The following is a 19,000-nucleotide window of genomic DNA, read 5'->3' on the forward strand; positions in this document are numbered from 1 at the left end:
GATGAGGCACACGAACCTGACGTGAACAGGCTCGTTCCCCGTCGCGGAACACCCCGTCCGCCGGTCTCAAACACACTGCGTTGGCAGGTCTCCCGGCTTGCGGAGCAGGATTTCTCCCTTGATGCCCACCTTCCCGACTCCATCAGGGAATCAGTGGCTTGGACATCTCTCCGGTCACGGTCGCGGGGGCGGCTGCGCTTTGGGCAAACCTTGCGGTCCGAGCCCTATCGCATTCCCTCTTCGCCTGTCGTAGGACAGGAACCAACGCGGGGGCACCATTCGTCCTAGCCTCGCACTTGTCAAGCCGAAGGAACGTGATGATTTCTGATGGAAACGACGCAGACGGCGGCGCCGTCGGCACCGATTCTTCGCTGGATGCGCGCCATGCCGACAAGATGGCGAAGAAGAAGGTCGCCCGCGACAAGATCATGGCGACCAAGAGCGGTGAAAAAGGCCTGATCATCGTTCATACCGGCGCCGGCAAAGGAAAATCCTCCTCCGCCTTCGGCATGGTCATGCGCTGTGTGGCGCACGGCTTTCCCTGTGCCGTGGTGCAATTCATCAAGGGCGCCTGGGATACCGGCGAGCGCCGCCTGCTGACCGGGCATTTTGGCGATCTCTGCCAATTCCACGCGATGGGCGAAGGTTTTACCTGGGAAACGCAGGACCGCGCCCGCGACATCGCGGCGGCGCAGGCCGGCTGGGAAAAGGCCAAGCAGCTGATCGCAGACCCGAGCCTGCGCATGGTCGTGCTCGACGAGATCAACATCGCGCTGCGTTACGACTATCTCGCGATCGCCGACGTCGTCGACTTCCTGACCAATTCGAAGCCGCCGATGATGCATGTCGTGCTCACCGGGCGCAACGCCAAGGACGAGCTGATCGAGATTGCCGATCTCGTCACCGAGATGACGCTGGTGAAGCACCCGTTCCGTTCCGGCATCAAGGCCCAGCCGGGCGTCGAGTTCTGACAGACATCGCCATGGCGCGCGCATTGATGATCCAGGGGGCCGGCTCCGACGTGGGCAAATCGCTCATCGTCGCGGGCCTCGCGCGTGCCGCTCGGCGGCGCGGCCTGCGCGTGCTGCCGTTCAAGCCGCAGAACATGTCGAACAACGCCGCGGTCACCGTCGACGGCGGCGAGATCGGACGCGCGCAGGCCCTGCAGGCGCTCGCCGCCGGCGTCGAGCCGCACACCGACATGAACCCGGTGCTGCTGAAGCCGGAGACCGACGTCGGCGCCCAGGTCATCGTGCACGGCAAGCGGATCGCGACCGCCCGCGCGCGCGAATATGCCGCCATGAAACCGTCGCTGATGGGTGCGGTGCTGGAGAGTTTTGGCCGCCTGAAGGCGCGCGCCGATCTGGTGCTGGTCGAAGGCGCCGGCAGCCCCGCCGAGGTCAATCTGCGCAAGTCCGATATCGCCAATATGGGCTTTGCACGCAAAGCTGACGTGCCCGTGGTGCTGGTCGGAGACATCGACCGCGGTGGTGTGATCGCACAGCTCGTCGGCATCAAGACGGTGATCGACCCTGATGATGCCGCGATGATCCAGGGTTTTGTCATCAACAAATTCCGCGGCGATCCCTCGCTGTTCGACGACGGCTACCGCCTGATCGAGGCCCGCACCGCCTGGCGCGGCTTTGGCGTGCTGCCCTGGTTCACGCGCGCCGGCGAACTCCCCGCCGAAGACGCGCTCGGGCTCGGCGAGGCGCGCAAGCCCGGCCAGTGCAAGATCGCGTTTCTGGCGCTGTCGCGGATCGCCAATTTCGACGATCTCGATCCGCTGAAGCTCGAACCCGGCGTCGATCTCGTGATGGTGCACCCGGGCGAAGCCATCCCGGGTGATGCACGGCTGGTCATCCTGCCCGGCTCGAAATCGACCCGCGGCGACCTCGCCTTCCTGCGCGCGCAAGGCTGGGACATCGATCTCCTGGCGCATTATCGCCGCGGCGGCCACGTGCTTGGCCTGTGCGGCGGATACCAGATGCTTGGGCATGGTGTCGCCGACCCTGATGGGATCGAAGGCCCTGCCGGGGAAACGCGCGGGCTTGGGCTGCTCGATGTCACGACCACCATGACCGAACAGAAGACGCTGACCCGCGTCAACGCGATGCATGCCGCGACCAATCAACCGATCAGCGCCTACGAGATCCACATCGGGCGCACCGACGGCCCGGATCGCGCGCGGCCCTTCTCAAGGATTGACGGCTCGCCGGAAGGCGCCATGTCCGGCGATGGCCGCGTTCACGGCAGCTATCTGCACGGCCTGTTCACATCAGACGAGTTCCGCAAGGCCTTCCTCGCGCAGCTCGATATCCCTGCCGCGGACCAGCCCTACGGCGCCAGGGTCGAGAGCGCACTCGACGTGCTGGCCGGGCACATCGAGACCCATCTCGACGTCGAAGGCCTGCTCGCGCTGGCGCGTTAAGGCTCAATGAGATCAGCTCGAACAGCAACGGCGCTGTGCTCCCTCTACCCGTTCGTCACGGGGGTCGAGACGAGCGAAGCTCTGGGACCAGCGCACAATTGCCTGATTTCAGAATATTGAAAGAATATCCGTGAGTTGCCCCAAGTCGCCTGGTCGAACGCCGGCCACTGCCGGCTACTGTGCATGGGGTTGTTTTCGATATTTTGGCAAGATGGCTCCCCGCAAGTGACCACACGGTGCGCGAGGTGACGCCGAGTTCGCCGCTAGACCGAAGACAGCACGGCGGAAAGGCGCGACCATTCGGTCTCGCTGCCGGGCAGACCGAGGCGCAGCCATCCCGGCTCCTGGCGGAAGACCCGCGACCAGATCAGCCCACGCGCAAGCCTCTCCTGCGCAGCCAGCGCGTCGCCGGTCTGGTAGAGCCGGAACAGCGGCGTGCCGCCGAGCAGGGTCCAGCCCTGCGATCGCGCCTCCGCATCGAGCCGGATGCAGTCGTCGGCCAACCGTTTGGCCGTTGCCTTCGCCCAGTCGTGATCGAGCAACGCGCGTCGCCCGATCGCAATCGCCGCGCCCGAGACCGGCCAAGGACCAGCCATCGCCGCGAGCGCGGCGATATCCGGCGCGCTGCCGAGCGCGAAACCGAGCCGCACGCCGGCAAGCCCGTAGAATTTGCCGAATGAGCGCAGGATCAACAGTCCGGCGCGTCCCGCTTCCGATGCAAGCGAGATGCCGGGTACTGCGTCCGCAAAACTCTCGTCGATCACGAGCCGGCCGACGCGCGGCAGCAGCGCGAGCAGCTCGTCCCGATCATGGCATCGGCCGTCGGGATTGTTCGGATTGACGACGACGGCAATGTCCGCTCCCGCCAGCGCTGCGAGCTCGGACACCTCGGCGACGTCCCACCCGGCCGCCGAGAACACCGCGGCATATTCATTGTAGGTCGGCGCAAGAATGCGCGCCCGGCCGCGAGATGCCAGATGCGGCAGCAGTTGAATGGCGGCCTGCGCGCCGCCGATCGCCACGATCGGCGCTTCGGTGCCGTAAGCCTGCCGCGCGGCGCTGTCGAGGGATTCAATATCGGATCGCGACGGCAGCGCGCTCCATTGCCGCGGCTCGACATCGACCACGGGATAAGGTACCCGATTGATGCCGGTCGACAGGTCGATCCAGTCTTCCGCGGCGCCGCCGAAGCGCTGCTGGGCAATATCGAGATTTCCGCCGTGCTCGCGCATGCACCGCTCCTTCACGCCAGCGCCAGGGCGACGAACGCCGCGGCCAACAGCATCATGGCGTAACGATAGAGTTTCAGCCCGGTGAGGATGTCAGCGGCAGCCGGATCACGCGCCGCCTCATTCAGCCAGGGCTCATCCGCGATGTCACCGTGATAGATGCGGGGCCCGCTGAGCCGCACGCCGAGCGCGCCGGCCATCGCCGCCTCCGGCCAGCCGGCATTCGGCGAGCGATGCCGATGCGCATCGCGCAGCATGCATGACCACGCCTGCGAGCGATGCGGGGCAAGCAGCACGAACAGCAGGCCGGTCAGCCGCGCCGGAATGAGGTTGGCGAGATCGTCGATCCGGGCGGCGGCCCAGCCAAACGCCTCGTGCCGCTCGGTGCGATGTCCGATCATCGAGTCCAGCGTGTTGATCGCCTTGTAGCCGAGGATTCCCGGCAGGCCGAACAGCGCGCCCCAGAACACCGGCGCCACGATGCCGTCGGAGGCATTCTCGGCAAGGCTCTCGATGGTTGCGCGCGCGATGCCGGCATCGTCGAGCGTTGCCGGATCGCGTCCGACGATCTGCGCGACCGCCGCACGCGCGGCCGCGAGGTCGCCGGAGACGAGCGGATGCGCCACCGCCGCGACATGATCGTGCAGCGAACGCAGCGCCACCAGCGGCCACGCCAGCGCGCCGACAAGGACGACGCGAACCCATCCGGATGGGAGCAAAGACTGCACGGCCCAACCGAGCGCCGTCGCCAGTGCGATCACCAGGACGGCAGCCGCTGCACCGGCCAAGCGCCGCAACGCCGGCGGATCGGAGGCCCGGTTCCAGGCGGTATCGACGAGATGGATCAGCCGGCCGATCCAGGTCACGGGATGGCCGATGCGGGTAAACAGCGCGGGCGGCCAGCCGATCAAGGCGTCCACAGCCATCGCCACCGCCATCGCACCCGCAAAACCCACTCAACCCTCTCCTCGCTGCGATCCTCCTGATGCGCAAGACGTCGGCCGAGTGCAAGCCCTCCGGGGCGGATTTCGGCTTTGTCTTTTACCGCGATTGGTGGTTAGAGCGTTTTCGAGGCGAAGCGGATACCGGTTCGCAACGGGAGACCATATGACCGTCATTCTGATCACCGGCGGGGCCCGGTCCGGAAAGAGCCGCCGCGCCGAATTGCGCGCGCGCAGTTTTCCAGGTCAGCCGGTCTATGTTGCAACCGCCGAGGCGCTCGATGCGGAAATGGATGAGCGCATCGCGAAGCATCGCGCGCGCCGCGGCAACGACTGGATCGAACGCGAGGTACCGCTCGATCTCGTCGCGGCACTGGCCGAGACCGACGGCGGCGGCGCAAGGCTGGTCGATTGCCTGACGCTGTGGCTGTCCAACCTGCTGCATGCCGAGCGCGACTGGTCGCAGGAGGTCACGCGGCTGGCCGATACGCTGGCGCGCCAGCACAGCCCGGTCATCATGGTCACCAACGAGGTTGGCCTCGGCATCGTGCCCGACAATGCGCTGGCGCGGACTTTTCGCGACGCCGCTGGCATCATGAACCAGACCATCGCTGCTGCGGCCAGCGAGGTCGAGTTCGTCGTTGCCGGCCTGCCGATGAAGCTCAAATGACGTCCGAGACCGATCCTGTCACAGGCCCTGCGATGATCTCATTCGACGACGCGTTTCGCCGCCAACTGCACGAGCTGTTCGTGTGGCGGCGCGACGTGCGGCGCTTCCGGACCGATCCGCTGCCGGATGGCACGATCGAGCGGCTGATCGAGATTGCCTGCCTGTCACCTTCGGTCGGCCTGAGCCAGCCCTGGCGGTTCGTCATTGTCGACGATGCGGCCCGGCGCCGCGCCGTGATCGAGGACTTCAAAAACTGCAATGCCGACGCCCTGCGATCCTACTCCGCCGAGCGCGCCGCAAAATATGCGACATTGAAGCTATCCGGTCTCGAAGAAGCGCCCGGCCATCTCGCGGTGTTCGCCGAGAAGAGCGACCAGATCGGCTCCGGCCTCGGCCGCGCGACGATGCCGGAGACAACGGAATATTCGGTGGTGGCCGCGATCTGCTCGATGTGGCTGGCCGCGCGGGCGGAAGGCATCGGGCTCGGCTGGGTGTCGATCCTCAATCCAGAGCGCGTTCACGAGATTCTGGAGATACCGGCGGCCTGGAAATTTGTCGGCTACCTCTGCATCGGTTACCCCCAGGCGGAATGCGACCGTCCGGAGCTCGAGCAGGCCAAGTGGGAATCGCGGCGAGGTCCCGGTGAGTTCACCATCCGACGCTGACCAACCTCCGACCGGCGGCGGCGCGAACCACGCCGCCCACTGGCGCGACGACATCGCCTCGCTGGTCTTTCCGGTCCCGGAGCACGGCGCCATCTGCGCGGTGCATCGGGGCGCGTTTCGGACGCTGCTCGGCGCGGAGCCGGTGCCGGAGGCCTGCATCGGCTATTTCGCGCGGTTTGAAGACGCGTTCAGGGCCGCGGCCCACGCCAAGATCCTGCGCACGCGCATCCCCCTTGGAACAAATCTGCATCTTACCAGTCGCGACATCGGCCGAAAGCTGCTAGAAGCCGACCAAATCGAACGTGGAGAACGATGATGAGCCAATCCCAGGCCGCACCTCAGGTCGCTCAAACCCAAGTGACGCATCTGCCGGTTGCCACCCGACAGGTCGGACGGCTTGCCCAGTCCCTGATGGCGATGACGCTCGGCCTGTTCATCGTTGGCGTCGTCGGTTTCTCCCACATCGACGTGATCCACAACGCCGCGCACGACGTGCGCCATTCCAACGCTTTCCCCTGTCACTGACACCCTCGGCATGAGCACGTTTCGCTCGATCGTCTTTTCGTCGGTCATTGCCGGCTTCATCGTTGGCCTGATCGTCACGGCGGTCCAGCAATTCGGCACCGTTCCGCTGATCCTCAAGGCCGAGGTCTATGAGAAAGCGGCCGAGCACAAGCACGAGGCTGCCGCGCCACCGCGGGTGACCCTGGTGCACGATCATGCCGATCATGATCATGGCGCCGAGGCGTGGGAGCCGCGCGACGGGCTGGAGCGCAATGTCTATACCGCGGGCGCAAACATCCTCACCGCGATCGGCTTTGGGCTGCTGCTCTGCGGCTTCCTCGCCGTCCGTAGCGGCGCGACCGGTGAGCCGATCTCCTGGCACGAAGGCTTGATGTGGGGCCTCGCGGGCTTCGCCATCTTTACCATCGCGCCCGGCCTCGGGCTGCCGCCTGAACTGCCGGGGGTCCCCGCCGCTCCGCTGCTCTCGCGCCAGGTCTGGTGGACGACGACGGTGCTGGCGACATCGGCCGGCCTCGGCCTGATCGTTTTCCGGCGTTCGGCACCGGCCGCCATCGCCGGCGTGGTCCTGATCATGCTGCCGCATCTGATCGGCGCGCCCGAGCTCGAGCATGTCGAAACCAATGTGCCGTCGTCATTGTCGCACCAGTTCGTGGTCGCCGTCACGCTGACCAGCCTGGTGTTCTGGTCGCTGCTCGGCAGCCTGACGAGCGCCGCGTTCGCCTATTTCGATCGGCCCGCATCGGCATAGCGCCACTGGGAACGCGGCCGCTCAGCTCGCCTGCCTGAGCGGCTTTCTGGCCCGCAACTCCCTGTCCTGCACCAAAACCTTCTCCGCATAGAGCTGGTCGATCTCCTGTTCGGACAGGCCGAGCTCGCCGAGAATCGCTTCATTATGCTCGCCGAGCAGGTCCGCCCGGAGGTCGGCGCGCTGCGGCCATTCCGAGAACCGCATCGGAGCGCCCGGGATCGCAAACTCTCCGATCCGGGGATCGCTGACATGGCGGACCGTGCCGCGCTCGATCAAGTGCGGCTGGGCCATCGCATCATTCAGGGTCAGCACCGGCGCGCAGGGAATCCGTTCCTGCTCCAGCGCGGCAATCGCCGCCTCGCGCGACGGAAAAGTCTTGAGCCAGGCTTCGACCATCTCCCCCACCAGCACCCTGTTGTCCGCACGCCCGCGCGCGGATTCGAACCGTGGGTCCTTCTCGAGCTCCGGCCGCCCCAGCGCGCGGACCATCTGCGGCCATTGATGCGCCAGTGCGCAGATCACGAGAAACTCTCCGCGGCCGCAATCGAACACTCCGACCGGCCCGCCATTCGGATGCAGCGAGCCTTCCCGCTGCGGCACGAAGGTATCGCCGCGTAGCGACACCTTCGGCACGTTGGCCTCATGCATATGGAAATAAGTGTCGAGCAGCGTCGACTCGATGAACTGCCCTTCTCCTGTACGTTCACGGTGAAGCAGCGCAAAGCCGATGGCCATCGCCGCGGCAACACCGGTCGAGGCATCTCCGATCGCGACCGGCACCTGCGCCGGCTTCCCATCGGGATCGCCGATCACGCCGGTGATGCCGGCGAAGGCCTGCGCGATATAGTCGAAGCCGGGCTTGTCGCTCAGCGGCCCGCTCTGTCCAGCGAACGAGATCGAGCACATGATCAGCCGCGGATTGATTGCCTTGAGCGTCTCGTAGCCAAGTCCGGCGCGCGCCATCACGCCCGGCGTGAAATTCTCAACCAGGACGTCGGCCTTGGCCGCAAGCCTGGTCAGGATCTGGCGGCTCCTCTCATGCTTGAAGTCGAGGGCAAGGCTGCGCTTCGAATGGTTCTGCTGGAAGAAGTAAGTGCTCTGCGAGGTGTTCTTGTAGGCGGGATCGCGCGGCTTCAGGCCCTGGAAACGCGATCGGTCGCCGAACGGCGCGAGCTCGATCTTGATCACGTCGGCGCCGGCCTCGGCCAGCAGGCGCGTGCAGGTCGGGCCGGCGACGAACTGGGTGATATCGAGCACGCGATAGCCGGTCAGCATTTTCGGAGGCAGGGTCATCTCAATGATCCAGTTGTTGTGATTGAAAAGCTCCGGCGGGTGCGTCTCCGCCCGCCGGCTTCGTTCCAAACAGAGTGCTGCGCGCCTGCGCGTCGAGGGTCTTGCGCACCGCGCGCCGGCCGACCGCGAGCCCCTTCTGGAGCGGCGGCCGCCCGCGCAGCTCGGCGAACCAGCGCCTGACATGCGGGAAATCGTCGAGTGTGACGCCTTGCGCCTTGTGGGTCATCACCCAGGGGAAGCAGGCGATGTCGGCGATCGAATAGTTGTCGCCGGCGACATGGCTGCTCTCGCCCAGCCGATCGTTGAGCACGCCGTAAAGACGGCGCGCCTCGTTGCCGTAGCGCTCGATCGCATAAGGAATCTTGTCGGGCGCATAGAGCGCGAAGTGCCCATTCTGGCCCAGCATCGGTCCGAGCGCGCTCATCTGCCACATCAGCCATTGCTGCACGCAATACCGGCCGTGCAGATCGCGCGGCAGGAACCTGCCGGTCTTTTCCGCGAGGTAAAGCAGGATCGCTCCCGACTCGAAGATCGTGAGCGGCCTGCCTCCGGCGGGCGGGTCGCTGTCGACGATGACAGGGATCCGCCCGTTGGGATTGAGCTTGCGGAATTCGGGCTCGAACTGGTCGCCGCGCGTGATGTTGACCGGCACGACGGTGTACGGCAGCCCGCATTCCTCGAGCATGATCGAGATCTTCCAGCCGTTCGGCGTCGGCGCGAAATGAAGGTCGATCATCGGAGCCTCCGCGATCCCGTTCAGGCCAGTTGCTTTTCGCGCGACAGCGAGAGGCCGGCCTCCTGCAGCCGCCGCTCGAGCATCGGCACCCGGTCGTTGCCCCAGAATTGCTCGCCGCGGAACACGCAGATCGGCACGCCGAAGATGTGATCGCCCTGGCTCTCTTGCTGCGCCTCCTCATATTCGCGGCGGCCGTCGCCCTCGAAATAGGCGCGGAAGTCGGCGCCGGACATCCCGAGCGACGAGATGAAGCGCTCGACGGCGTCGACCTCGTCGACCGCGAGCTCGCGGCGGAAGAACAGCTCGTAGACCAGGCGGCTGTATTCGATCAGCCGTCCCTGCTTCTCAGCGAACAGCCCCCCGATCAGCGCCGGCGCGGTGTCGAAGATCTTCAGCGGGCCGCGGATGATCTTCTTGTCGCCGCGCTCGTTCGCGCTCCGTCGCGCATCCATGTAGGAATACTTGACCTTGTATTCCGAATAGACGCTGCGCTGGCCGGAGCCCTTGATCCGGAGCTGGAACGGGCGCCATTGCACCTTGATGTCGAACTTCTTCTCCAGCTCGAACACCGGATCGAATGCCAGCCAGGCGTAGGGGCTCTTGTAATCCGAATACATCTTGAGAACTTCACGGGACATGGTCTCTCCTTTGTCGATGTCATTGCGATTGAGCGACGAGCGGGCACAGGCTTTCGGACAGCGGCTGCGCTGCCTCGGATGCCGGAATGACCTTCTCGATGGTGTAGTAGTCCCAGGGCTTCCTGACCTCGCCGGGGGCCTTGATGCTCGCCATGTAGAACGGATGCATCAGCCAGCCGTCGGCGCGCACCGAGCCGTTCTCGACATACATGTCGTTGACCGGCAACTTCCGGATCTCGTCGGCAACCTTGAGACCATCCAGGCTCCTGGCGGCCGCGACGGCCTGCAGATAGTGCAGCGTTCCGGAATAGACCGCGGCCTGGTCCATGGTCGGCATCGCATGGTGCTGTTTGAAGAAGCGCTCCGACCAGGCGCGGGTCTTGTCGGTGCGGTCCCAATAGAACGGGGTCGCAAAGGTCAGACCCTGCACATTCGCGATCCCGAGGGCGTGCACGTTGGTGATGTAGGTCAGCGGCACCACGATGTGCTGACCGCCTTCGGCAATGCCGAACTCCTTGGCCTGCTTCAATGCGTTGGTGGTGTCCTCGGCCGCCGAGATCAGCCAGACGACCTTGGCCTTCGACGCCACCGCCTGCAGCAGGAACGAGCTGAAGTCGGGATTGTTCTGTGGGAAACGCACCGAGCCCAGCACCTTGCCCCCGGCCGCCTTGATCGCCCCCGCCGCGGCATCCTCCATCGCCTTGCCGAAGGAGTAGTCGGCCGACAGGAAGAAGAAGCTGTCGAGCCCGCGCTCGATCAGCGGCCTCGGCAACGGCGCGGAAATGGCGTAGGCGTTGAGCGACCAGGAAAAGGCGGTCGGCGCGCAGGCCTGCTGCGTGATTGCCGGACTGCCGGTGACGCCGTGGATCACGATCTTGTTGCGCGCCCGCGCCAATTCCTGAACCGCGAGCGCCACGGCGGATTGCGCGACGTCGACAATGACGTCGGCACCGCCATTGTCGAACCAGTTGCGGGCGATCGCAGCGCCCACGTCGGGCTTCGCCTGATGATCGCCCGACACCACCTCGACGGGGCGGTCCAGCACCTTGCCGCCGAAATCCTCGACCGCCATCTTCGCGGCAAGCACCGAGCCCGGCCCCATGATGTCGCGGTACATCCCGGACATGTCGGTGAGCACGCCGATCCTGACCGGCCGCACATCCTCCGCCTGAAGCGGCGTCAGCATCACGCCGCCGACGAGCAACGCGATCGCCGCACCCGTGATTGTTCGTTTCTTCGCCATGACTGTCCTCGACGCTCCCGCTTGGGACGGCATGCATGTGCCGGCCTCTTTGCTTCAGATGATCCGCCTTGACTTCAAATCGTCGATCCGCGGCCCCGAGAGGCCGAGCAGGCCGCCATAGATTTCCTGATTGTTCTGACCGAGCGTCGGCGCGGGCGCCGCGTATCCCTTGGGCGTCCGTCCCATCTTGATCGGGAACCCGGCACCGATGACGCGCTGCTCCAGCGGCTCGGTCGGATGCACAAGCGGCTGCAGCATGTCGCGTGCGCCGAGATGCTCCCAGGCAAGGATGTCGTCGATGTCGCGGATCGGGCTCGCGGCGACGTCGCCGCGGTTGAGCGCCTCGATCGCCTCCGCGGTGGTGCGGCCCAGCGTCCACTCGCTGACGATGGCGTCGATGATCGCGTTGTTGGCGACGCGCCAGCCGGTGTTCATGAACTTCGCGTCCGCGGCGAGATCCAACCGGTCCATCACCCCCAGCAGCGCCAGCCAGTCCTCGTTGGTGGCGGCGCCGAGCGCGATCGCTCCGTCGCGCGTGGCATAGGTGTTGAAGGGCGAGAACCGCATGATGCGATTGCCCTGCCGTGGCGCCATCCCCATCTGCGGGTAGCAATCCAGCGGCTCGTCGAGCACCAGCGACAGCAGGCAGTCGGCCATCGCGACGTCGACGAACTGGCCTTGTCCCGAGATGCGCTGCTCGGTCAACGCGGCGAGGATGCCGGAGACAGCAAAGGCGCCGGTGATGCCATCGGCAAGCGCGGTGCCGGCCTTGCTGGGACCGGCATCCGGCGCACCGGTGATCGACATCAGGCCTGAGGCGGCCTGGATCATCAAGTCGTAGGCCTTCAGACGCCGGTCGGCGCCGGTCGAGCCGTAGCCGGTCAGCGCGCAATGCACGATCGCGGGGTTGACCTGGCGGTTCGTCTCGTAGTCGATCCCGAGCCGCTCGGCCGCGCCGGGGCGCAGATTTTCCACCAGGATGTCCGACTTGCTCAGCAGCGCATGGAACAGCTCCATGCCCTCCGCCGTCCGCATGTTCAGCGTGATCGATTTCTTGTCGCGGCAGCGCTTCAGATAGGCGAGGCCGAGATCGCTGTCGTGCTTGCGGTCGAGCGAGACGCCGTCCTTGCCGAGGAATGGCGGCCCGGTCATGGTGGGATCGCCCTGCTCCGGAGTATCGATGCGAATGACCTCCGCGCCGAAGCCCGCCAGCATCAAGGTCGCGAACGGACCTGAATAAAACCTCGTGAGATCGAGAACGCGGACCCCGTGCAGCGCGCCATGCCTTGTCATCGTCGGGCTCGCCGTCATCCGCAATTTCCTTCCCGCTTGCTGCGCTGTCGTTGTCTTCATCGTTGACGCCGCGGGCATATAGGTCAAATATTTTCCGATCCGGATTATTGATGCAGGAATGGAATGAATGATGCGCCAGCGACGCCCACGCGGGTTCGAGGTCAGCCTCAAACATCTTCGCGCCGCCAACTCGGTCGCAGTGTATGGCAGCTTCACCGCGGCCGCCGCCGACCTCGGCATGACGCAGTCGGCGGTGAGCCGCCTGGTGCTTCAGCTCGAACGCCAGCTCGGCGTCTCGCTGTTCCTTAGATCGACGCGCAACGTCATCCTGACCGCGCCGGGCCGCGAATTCACGGCGTCGACACAGCGTTTGCTGGCCGATCTCGGCGCCCAGGTCGACAACGCCCGTGCGCTGGGCGAACAGATCAAGGGACGCCTGATCATCTCCTGCCTGTTGTCACTCACCCACCATGTGGTGCCGGAGGCCGTGCTGAAATATCGGAAGGCGCATCCCGGCGTCGAAATTCACCTGCGCGAGGGCCTCGGCAGCCAGGTCTATGAAGACGTCCGCAGCGGCTTTGCCGATTTCGGCGTCGGCAACGTCACCGCCCTCGGCCAGGAGGTCGTCAGCGACGACGTGGTGCAGGAGTCCTGCTTCGCGATCCTGCCGTCGCGCCATGCCTTGCGCGACAAGAGCACGCTGAGCCTGCGCGAATTGCGCAACGAGGCCTTCGTCTCGCTTCCGACCGGCTCGGGCCTGCGGCAGCAGATCGACAGCGTCGCGACCGCGAGCGGCATCGTGCTCAAGCACAGCACCATCGTCGAGCAGTTCGGCACGCTCTACGACTTCGTCGGCGCCAATGTCGGCATCTCGATCGTGCCGGCCTCGGCGTTGCCGCCGCGCGCCCCGCGCGGCGTGATCGTCAAACGGCTGGTGTCGCCGCCGCTGGTTCGCAAGATCGGGATCCTGCGGTTGAAGAACCGCCCGCTGACACCGGCCGCGACCGGGTTTCTGGATATCTTCCGGCCGCTGTTCCTGAGCGCCTCACGGCGATAGCCCAAGGATCACAAGGCTCAAATCACAAGCCTTACAAGAATCATTTGAGATTCGCGGCGGAGCCTGATTAGGTTCGCCGATGCCGTCAGGCGCGCGCCGCGATTGGCGCAACGGACGACGGCAATGCCGAACCGACAGGGCCGAACACCGATGACCAAAGCGCGACGGACACGACCGACGATTCGTGACGTCGCGGCCGAGGCCGGCGTGTCCGTCTCAAGCGTCAGCCGCACGCTCAATGGCGGCGTCTATACCAGCGCGGAACTGCATGCCCGCATCATGCGCGCGGTGAAGCGTCTCGGCTTCGAGCCCGACCAGGCGGCGCAGGCGCTGCGCTCGCGGGCCTCCAACACGATCGGCTGCATGGTGGCCGATTTCTCTAATCCGCACTACACCGGCATGGTGAGCGCGGCGGAGGAGGAATTCCAGCGTGCCGGCTTCCTCCTGATGCTGGCAGCGACCAAGCATGAAGAGGCGCGCGAGGCGGCGTTCCTGTCGGCGGTGCGGCGGCGCCAGATGGACGGTTTGCTGCTGTTCGCCGGCGACAATTCGCACAAGGATTTCATGAAGGGGCTCGCGACGCTCGACCTGCCCTGCGTCACCGTCGACCGCGAGGTGCCGGATAGCGTCATGGTTCGGGTCGATCATCGCGGCGGCGCGCTGGAGGCGACGCGCTATCTGATCGGCCTCGGCCATCGCCGGATCGCGCTGCTGACCGGCAGCGCCGCGGTGCTGCCGAGCTCGGAACGGCTCGCGGGTTACCGGCAGGCGCATCAGGAGGCGAAGATCGCGGTCGACCCCACCCTGATTCGCCCGCACATGCAGGGCACCAACACCGCCTTCAGCTCGGTGTGCCAGCTGCTGCAGTCACCCAAACCGCCGACCGCGATCATCTCGCTCGGCACCAGCATGCTGGCCGAGGTGCTGGAGGCAATCACCAGCAACGGCCTGCGCTACCCGCAGGACGTATCGATCGTGTGCAGCGGCGACACCGATCTCGCCCGCCACGCGACGCCCGCGATCTCGGCGCTGAGCTGGGACATGAACGAGGTCGGCCGCGCCGCCGCGCGGCTGTTGCTGGAGCGGATCCGCGACAGCGACAAGCCGGGTAGCAGCGAGCCGGTATTCCTGCCGACACGCCTCATCCTGCGCCATTCCTGCGCTGCTCCGCCTACACCGGCGCGAGGACGGAAGTAGTTGGCTGGAAACGGTTCCAGTCGGATCGGATCGCTCCATCCACGTCATTGCGAGCAAAGCGAAGCAATCCACCGCCGCCGAGCGTGCGCAACGATGGATCGCTTCGCTCGCAGCGACGGAGAGAGACGGCGCCTTCAGCGCAGCTCAAAGCCCTCGTAACCGCGCTGCGCGATCTGCGCGATCCGGTGCCGGTAACCCTGGCCGACATAGGGCATGAACACCCGCGGCTTGCCGGCGATGTTGGCGCCCTGGTACCAGGAATTGGCTTTCGGATAGAGCGTGCGGCTGGCGGCGTCCGCGACATGAGCCATCCAGGCACGCTCGGCGTCGCGCTCCGGCTCGATCCGCCTCTGTCCTTTGGCGCGCATGCTGCCGAGACAGGCCGTGATCCATTCGACATGGTTCTCGCAGGCATGGATCACATTGCCGATGACGGACGGGCTGCCCGGCCCGGTCACGACAAACAGATTCGGGAATCCCGACACCATCAACCCGAGATAGGCGCGTGGACCATCGGCCCAGGCCTGCTTCAGGGTCTCGCCGTCGCGCCCGCGGATTTCCATCGCGGCCAGCGCCCCGGTCATCGCGTCATAGCCTGTCGCCAGCACCAGCGCGTCGAGCGCGAACGACCGCGTCGCGGTCTCGACGCCGGTCACGGTGACCGTCGTCAGCGGCTCCGCGCGCAAATCGACCAGTTCGACATGCGGCAGATTGTAGGTCGCGAAATAACCGGTATCGATGCAGATGCGCTTGACGCCGAGCGGATAGTCCTTCGGTGACAGCGCCTCCGCCGTGGTCGCGTCGTGCACGATACCGCGGATCTTGTCGCGCACGAAGTCGCAAGCGACGTCGTTGACGGCTTCATCGGTCAGGATGTTCGGGAACGCGGTCAAGATGCCGCCGCCGCCCTGCTCCCAAAGCTGTTCGTAGCGCGCCCACTGCACCTCGCGCGCCGGCACCGGCGCGTCGAACGCATTCGCCGGAACCCGTCCGAACTCCGGCGTCTCGAGGCTCTCGCGGTACTTCGCGATCATGGGCTCGGCGGCTGCGACGTCCGTATCGGACAGCGGCGCATTGCGAGCCGGCACCGAGTAGTTCGGCGTGCGCTGGAACACGGTCAGGCGGCTGGCAGCCTTTGCGACCATCGGGATCGTCTGCACGCCCGAGGAGCCGGTGCCGATCACGGCGACACGCAAGCCGGAAAAGTCGACCTCCTGATGCGGCCACTGCCCGGTGTGATAGACCGCTCCGCGGAAGCGTTCGAGGCCCGGCAGCTTCGGCTTGTTGGGGACCGAGAGGTTGCCGGTCGCCATCACGCAAATGGATGCGACGATGCAATCGCCGCGATCGGTGCGCACGGTCCAGCTCTCGCTCGCCTCGTCCCAGTCGGCATCCGTCACGCGGGTGTCGAACCGGATCAGCGAGCGCAGCTCGAAGCGGTCGGCGACGTGCTGCGCATAGCGCAGTATCTCCGCCTGCGCGGCATATTTCTCGCTCCAGCGCCATTCCTGCCGCAGCTCCTCCGACCAGGTGTAGGAATAAAGCAGGCTCGGTATGTCGCAGCGCGCGCCGGGATAGCGATTCCAGTACCAGGTGCCGCCGGCGTCGGATGCGGCTTCGATACCGATCACCTTGAGCCCGAGCTCGCGCAACCGATAGATCGCATAGAGCCCGCCGAAGCCGGCCCCGACCACGACGGCATCGCATTCGGCGACCAGCGGCGGCCTCGCGCCATGGTCCGGGCTCGCCTGCTCCAGTCTGCTCATTTGTCACATCTCTCCGGCCGCGGGAATATTGCCATCGGCGGCAACGCGCGCTAGTCTGGAAACGTTTCCAGACGGAAGCGGATACAATGATTGTCGCCGGGCGTCAACGCGCGTCACAAGGCGAGCAGCGGATCAGGGAGTGAGTGAGGGATGTTGAACGGTTTTTGCCTTCGCGCGTGTGTGGCGATCGCCGCAACAACAATCGGCGCGCTGTCGCCGGCGCTCGCGCAGAAGAACTACGGCCCGGGGGTCTCGGATACCGAGATCAAGATCGGCAACATCATGCCCTATAGCGGCCCGGCGTCGGCTTATGGCGCAATCGGCCGCACCGAGGCGGCCTATTTCAGGATGATCAACGACCAGGGCGGCATCAACGGGCGCAAGATCAACTTCATCAGCTATGACGACGGCTTCTCGCCGCCGAAATCGGTCGAGCAGGCGCGCAAGCTGGTCGAGGGCGACGAGGTGCTGCTGGTGTTCCAGCCGCTCGGCACCGCGCCCAATGTCGCGATCCAGAAATATCTCAACGGCAAGAAGGTCCCTCACCTCTTCATCGCATCGGGCGCGACGCGGTTCGGCGATCCACAAGGCTTTCCTTGGACGATGGGCTGGCAGCCGAACTACCAGAGCGAAGGCCGGATCTACGCCAAGTACATCCTGGACAAATTGCCGAACGGCAAGATCGCGGTGCTCTGGCAGAACGACGATGCCGGCAAGGATGCGCTCAAGGGGCTGCGCGACGGCCTCGGCGACAAGGCCAGCAGCATGATCGTCGCCGACAAATCCTACGAGCTGACCGATCCGACGCTGGATTCGCAGATCGTGGCGCTGCGCGCCTCTGGCGCCGACATCCTGTTCACCTGGGCGGCACCAAAGGGCGCGGCGCAGACCATCAAGAAGATCGCCGAGCTCGGCTGGAAGCCGACCTTCTTCCTGACCTCGACCGCGACGTCGGTCGCCTCCGTGATGCGCGCCGCCGGCATCGAGCATTCGCAGGGCATCATCTCGGTCGCGTACCTGAAGGACCCGACCGACACGATCTGGAACGACGATGCCGAGACCAGGGAATGGCGCAGCTTCATGGACAAGTACATGCCCGACGGCGACAAGACCAACGGCAACCACGTCTATGGCTACGCCGCCGCGCAAACGCTGGCCCAGGCGCTCAAGCAATGCGGCGACGATCTCACGCGCGACAACGTCATGAAGCAGGCCGCCAGCCTGAAGGACTTCGCGCCGAAGATGATCCTGCCGGGAATCCGGATCAACACCGGCCCGAACGACTTCCGCCCGATCGAGCAGTCGCAGCTGATGCGGTTCGAGGGCGAGAGCTGGAAGTTGTTCGGCAACATCATCACCGGCGAGGTCGGCAGCGAATAGGGCTGCTCTGCTGTGCCCACTGTTCAATGAGACGTGAGACGAGACGCAAAGCCGAGGCAATTCGTGTCGCGAGCGCGCGAGTATGTCTCACAGACCGTGCAACAAACTCGATGTCGTCCCTGCGAAAGCAGGGACCCATAGCCACAAATAGCCGTTGTTGCGCGACGCCGGAACGACGATGGTGTGTGTGGTACCCGCGCTGTCATCGCCGGGCCTCGACCGGGTGATCCAGTACGCCGCGGCCTCTCGATTCAAGCACCGCGGTCTCTGGAATACTGGATCACCCGCATGCGCGGGTGACGACACCGAACAGGCTGTTTGACAGCTGAATCAAAACTCGCGCATGTCCGCCTCTACCCGGCCGGCGTCAGGATCGCCTGCCGGGCCGCATGCCAGCTCGCCTCATCGGGCGCGCAGAGTAAGCCGCCGGTCAGATTGACCGGCTTGTAGGGCGATCCGTCGAAATGCGCGCTGTAGCCGCCGGCCTCGCGATGCAACAGCCAGCCCGCGGCATGATCCCACGGCATCAACTTGTTGTAGAACAGCAGGTGGCAATGTCCGGATGCCGCCATGCGATATTCATGCGCGGCGCATCGCAGCCAGGCGCTGGCGCCGAGCTTGGACAGATTGCCGGCGACGATCGCGCGCAGCGGCTCCGGCAAAAAGTTGACGCCGACCACCGCGTCCATCTGCTTGACCGGCACGGCCGCGGCCACCTTCAAATCATGCCGCCTGCCGTCCGGCATCTCCAGCCACGCGCCTTCGCCGCGCAGCGCGAACGCGGTGTCGTTGCTGACGGGATCATGGATCGCGCCGAACACGATCTCGCCGCGCATCGTCGCTGCCACCATGGAGCCGAACAGCGGCAGGCTGGAGGTGAAGTTCTGCGTGCCGTCGATCGGATCGATGATGAAGGCAAGGTCCGCGGTTCCGACCTGATCTAGTGTGGCCGGATCGCGCGCGGTACCCTCCTCGCCGATCACGGCGGCATTCGGAAACGCCCGGAGCAGTGCCGCCGATATTGCCTGCTCGGCAAGCTCATCGGCCTCGGTGACGACGTCGAACGCCGATGTCTTGGTGCGAACCTCGATCTCCCGCACGCGGCGGAACCGCGGCATGATCTCGGTGCGGCCGACTTCAGCGAGGATATTTCCGATGGTCAGCGCATCGGCATGAGACAGTTTCACG

19 protein-coding genes and 1 riboswitch are annotated in these 19,000 nt (G+C 65.5%); of the genes, 10 read left to right on the forward strand and 9 right to left on the reverse strand.

Annotated features, from left to right (window positions below):
- Positions 1-64 precede the first annotated feature (64 nt).
- Positions 65-281, reverse strand: a riboswitch (cobalamin riboswitch).
- Positions 282-317: 36 nt separating this feature from the next.
- The gene (gene cobO, locus BRSPCE3_RS03435) at positions 318-971 is read left to right on the forward strand and encodes a cob(I)yrinic acid a,c-diamide adenosyltransferase (protein WP_244064259.1); all 654 of its coding nucleotides are present in this window, start codon (positions 318-320) and stop codon (positions 969-971) included.
- An 11-nt stretch (positions 972-982) separates the two neighbouring features.
- Positions 983-2,431 (forward strand): cobyric acid synthase, encoded by a 1,449-nt coding sequence (locus BRSPCE3_RS03440; protein ID WP_244064260.1) that lies wholly within the window; start codon positions 983-985, stop codon positions 2,429-2,431.
- 263 nt (positions 2,432-2,694) lie between these two features.
- Here the strand turns inward: BRSPCE3_RS03440 and cobD are convergent, their stop codons facing one another.
- Positions 2,695-3,663: a threonine-phosphate decarboxylase CobD gene (gene cobD, locus BRSPCE3_RS03445; RefSeq protein WP_244064261.1), complete on the reverse strand. Its 969-nt coding sequence runs from the start codon at positions 3,661-3,663 to the stop codon at positions 2,695-2,697.
- An 11-nt stretch (positions 3,664-3,674) separates the two neighbouring features.
- Entirely contained in the window at positions 3,675-4,598 is a 924-nt protein-coding gene (cbiB, locus tag BRSPCE3_RS03450; protein ID WP_375709866.1) for an adenosylcobinamide-phosphate synthase CbiB, read from the reverse strand.
- A 169-nt stretch (positions 4,599-4,767) separates the two neighbouring features.
- Here cbiB and cobU point away from each other — a divergent pair, with 169 nt between their 5' ends.
- The 5 genes from cobU to BRSPCE3_RS03475 are packed head-to-tail and all read left to right on the forward strand — an operon-like array spanning position 4,768 to position 7,209.
- Positions 4,768-5,271 carry a bifunctional adenosylcobinamide kinase/adenosylcobinamide-phosphate guanylyltransferase gene (gene cobU / locus BRSPCE3_RS03455; RefSeq protein ID WP_244064263.1) on the forward strand — a complete coding sequence of 168 codons (504 nt, stop codon included), beginning with the start codon at positions 4,768-4,770 and terminating at the stop codon, positions 5,269-5,271.
- Positions 5,272-5,303: 32 nt separating this feature from the next.
- Positions 5,304-5,936 (forward strand): 5,6-dimethylbenzimidazole synthase, encoded by a 633-nt coding sequence (gene bluB, locus BRSPCE3_RS03460; protein ID WP_244064944.1) that lies wholly within the window; start codon positions 5,304-5,306, stop codon positions 5,934-5,936.
- Positions 5,914-6,252: a hypothetical protein gene (locus tag BRSPCE3_RS03465; RefSeq protein WP_244064264.1), complete on the forward strand. Its 339-nt coding sequence runs from the start codon at positions 5,914-5,916 to the stop codon at positions 6,250-6,252. The genes bluB and BRSPCE3_RS03465 overlap by 23 nt, the downstream gene beginning before the upstream one ends.
- Entirely contained in the window at positions 6,252-6,461 is a 210-nt protein-coding gene (locus tag BRSPCE3_RS03470) for a CbtB-domain containing protein (protein ID WP_244064265.1), read from the forward strand. The genes BRSPCE3_RS03465 and BRSPCE3_RS03470 overlap by 1 nt, the downstream gene beginning before the upstream one ends.
- 10 nt (positions 6,462-6,471) lie before the next feature.
- Positions 6,472-7,209, forward strand: a complete 738-nt coding sequence (locus tag BRSPCE3_RS03475; protein ID WP_244064266.1) for a CbtA family protein — start codon at positions 6,472-6,474, stop codon at positions 7,207-7,209.
- Between the two features lie 21 nt (positions 7,210-7,230).
- On the opposite strand, the gene BRSPCE3_RS03480 is transcribed toward BRSPCE3_RS03475, so the two are convergent.
- Genes BRSPCE3_RS03480 through BRSPCE3_RS03500 form a run of 5 tightly spaced genes read right to left on the reverse strand, consistent with a single transcriptional unit; the run spans position 7,231 to position 12,412 of the window.
- Entirely contained in the window at positions 7,231-8,502 is a 1,272-nt protein-coding gene (locus tag BRSPCE3_RS03480) for a CaiB/BaiF CoA-transferase family protein (RefSeq protein WP_244064267.1), read from the reverse strand.
- 1 nt (position 8,503) lies between these two features.
- Positions 8,504-9,238, reverse strand: a complete 735-nt coding sequence (locus BRSPCE3_RS03485) for a glutathione S-transferase N-terminal domain-containing protein (RefSeq protein ID WP_244064268.1) — start codon at positions 9,236-9,238, stop codon at positions 8,504-8,506.
- Positions 9,239-9,258: 20 nt separating this feature from the next.
- On the reverse strand, positions 9,259-9,876 hold the full coding sequence (locus BRSPCE3_RS03490) for a DsbA family protein (RefSeq protein ID WP_244064269.1): 618 nt from the start codon (positions 9,874-9,876) through the stop codon (positions 9,259-9,261).
- 19 nt (positions 9,877-9,895) lie between these two features.
- Positions 9,896-11,119: an ABC transporter substrate-binding protein gene (locus tag BRSPCE3_RS03495; RefSeq protein WP_244064270.1), complete on the reverse strand. Its 1,224-nt coding sequence runs from the start codon at positions 11,117-11,119 to the stop codon at positions 9,896-9,898.
- Positions 11,120-11,173: 54 nt separating this feature from the next.
- Positions 11,174-12,412: a CaiB/BaiF CoA-transferase family protein gene (locus tag BRSPCE3_RS03500; protein ID WP_244064271.1), complete on the reverse strand. Its 1,239-nt coding sequence runs from the start codon at positions 12,410-12,412 to the stop codon at positions 11,174-11,176.
- A gap of 130 nt (positions 12,413-12,542) precedes the next feature.
- Between BRSPCE3_RS03500 and BRSPCE3_RS03505 the strand changes: the two genes are divergently transcribed.
- Entirely contained in the window at positions 12,543-13,469 is a 927-nt protein-coding gene (locus BRSPCE3_RS03505) for a LysR family transcriptional regulator (protein ID WP_244064272.1), read from the forward strand.
- A 150-nt stretch (positions 13,470-13,619) separates the two neighbouring features.
- The gene (locus BRSPCE3_RS03510; protein ID WP_283843075.1) at positions 13,620-14,666 is read left to right on the forward strand and encodes a LacI family DNA-binding transcriptional regulator; all 1,047 of its coding nucleotides are present in this window, start codon (positions 13,620-13,622) and stop codon (positions 14,664-14,666) included.
- A 134-nt stretch (positions 14,667-14,800) separates the two neighbouring features.
- Here the strand turns inward: BRSPCE3_RS03510 and BRSPCE3_RS03515 are convergent, their stop codons facing one another.
- Positions 14,801-16,432 (reverse strand): NAD(P)/FAD-dependent oxidoreductase, encoded by a 1,632-nt coding sequence (locus BRSPCE3_RS03515; RefSeq protein ID WP_244064274.1) that lies wholly within the window; start codon positions 16,430-16,432, stop codon positions 14,801-14,803.
- A gap of 150 nt (positions 16,433-16,582) precedes the next feature.
- Here BRSPCE3_RS03515 and BRSPCE3_RS03520 point away from each other — a divergent pair, with 150 nt between their 5' ends.
- A complete protein-coding gene (locus tag BRSPCE3_RS03520; protein ID WP_244064275.1) occupies positions 16,583-17,812 on the forward strand; it encodes an ABC transporter substrate-binding protein in 1,230 nt (409 codons plus the stop codon).
- A 353-nt stretch (positions 17,813-18,165) separates the two neighbouring features.
- Here the strand turns inward: BRSPCE3_RS03520 and BRSPCE3_RS03525 are convergent, their stop codons facing one another.
- Positions 18,166-18,999: an inositol monophosphatase gene (locus BRSPCE3_RS03525; protein WP_244064276.1), complete on the reverse strand. Its 834-nt coding sequence runs from the start codon at positions 18,997-18,999 to the stop codon at positions 18,166-18,168.
- Position 19,000: the final 1 nt, after the last annotated feature.

It is taken from the genome of Bradyrhizobium sp. Ce-3 (assembly GCF_022835695.1).
Taxonomy (GTDB): Bacteria; Pseudomonadota; Alphaproteobacteria; order Rhizobiales; family Xanthobacteraceae; genus Bradyrhizobium.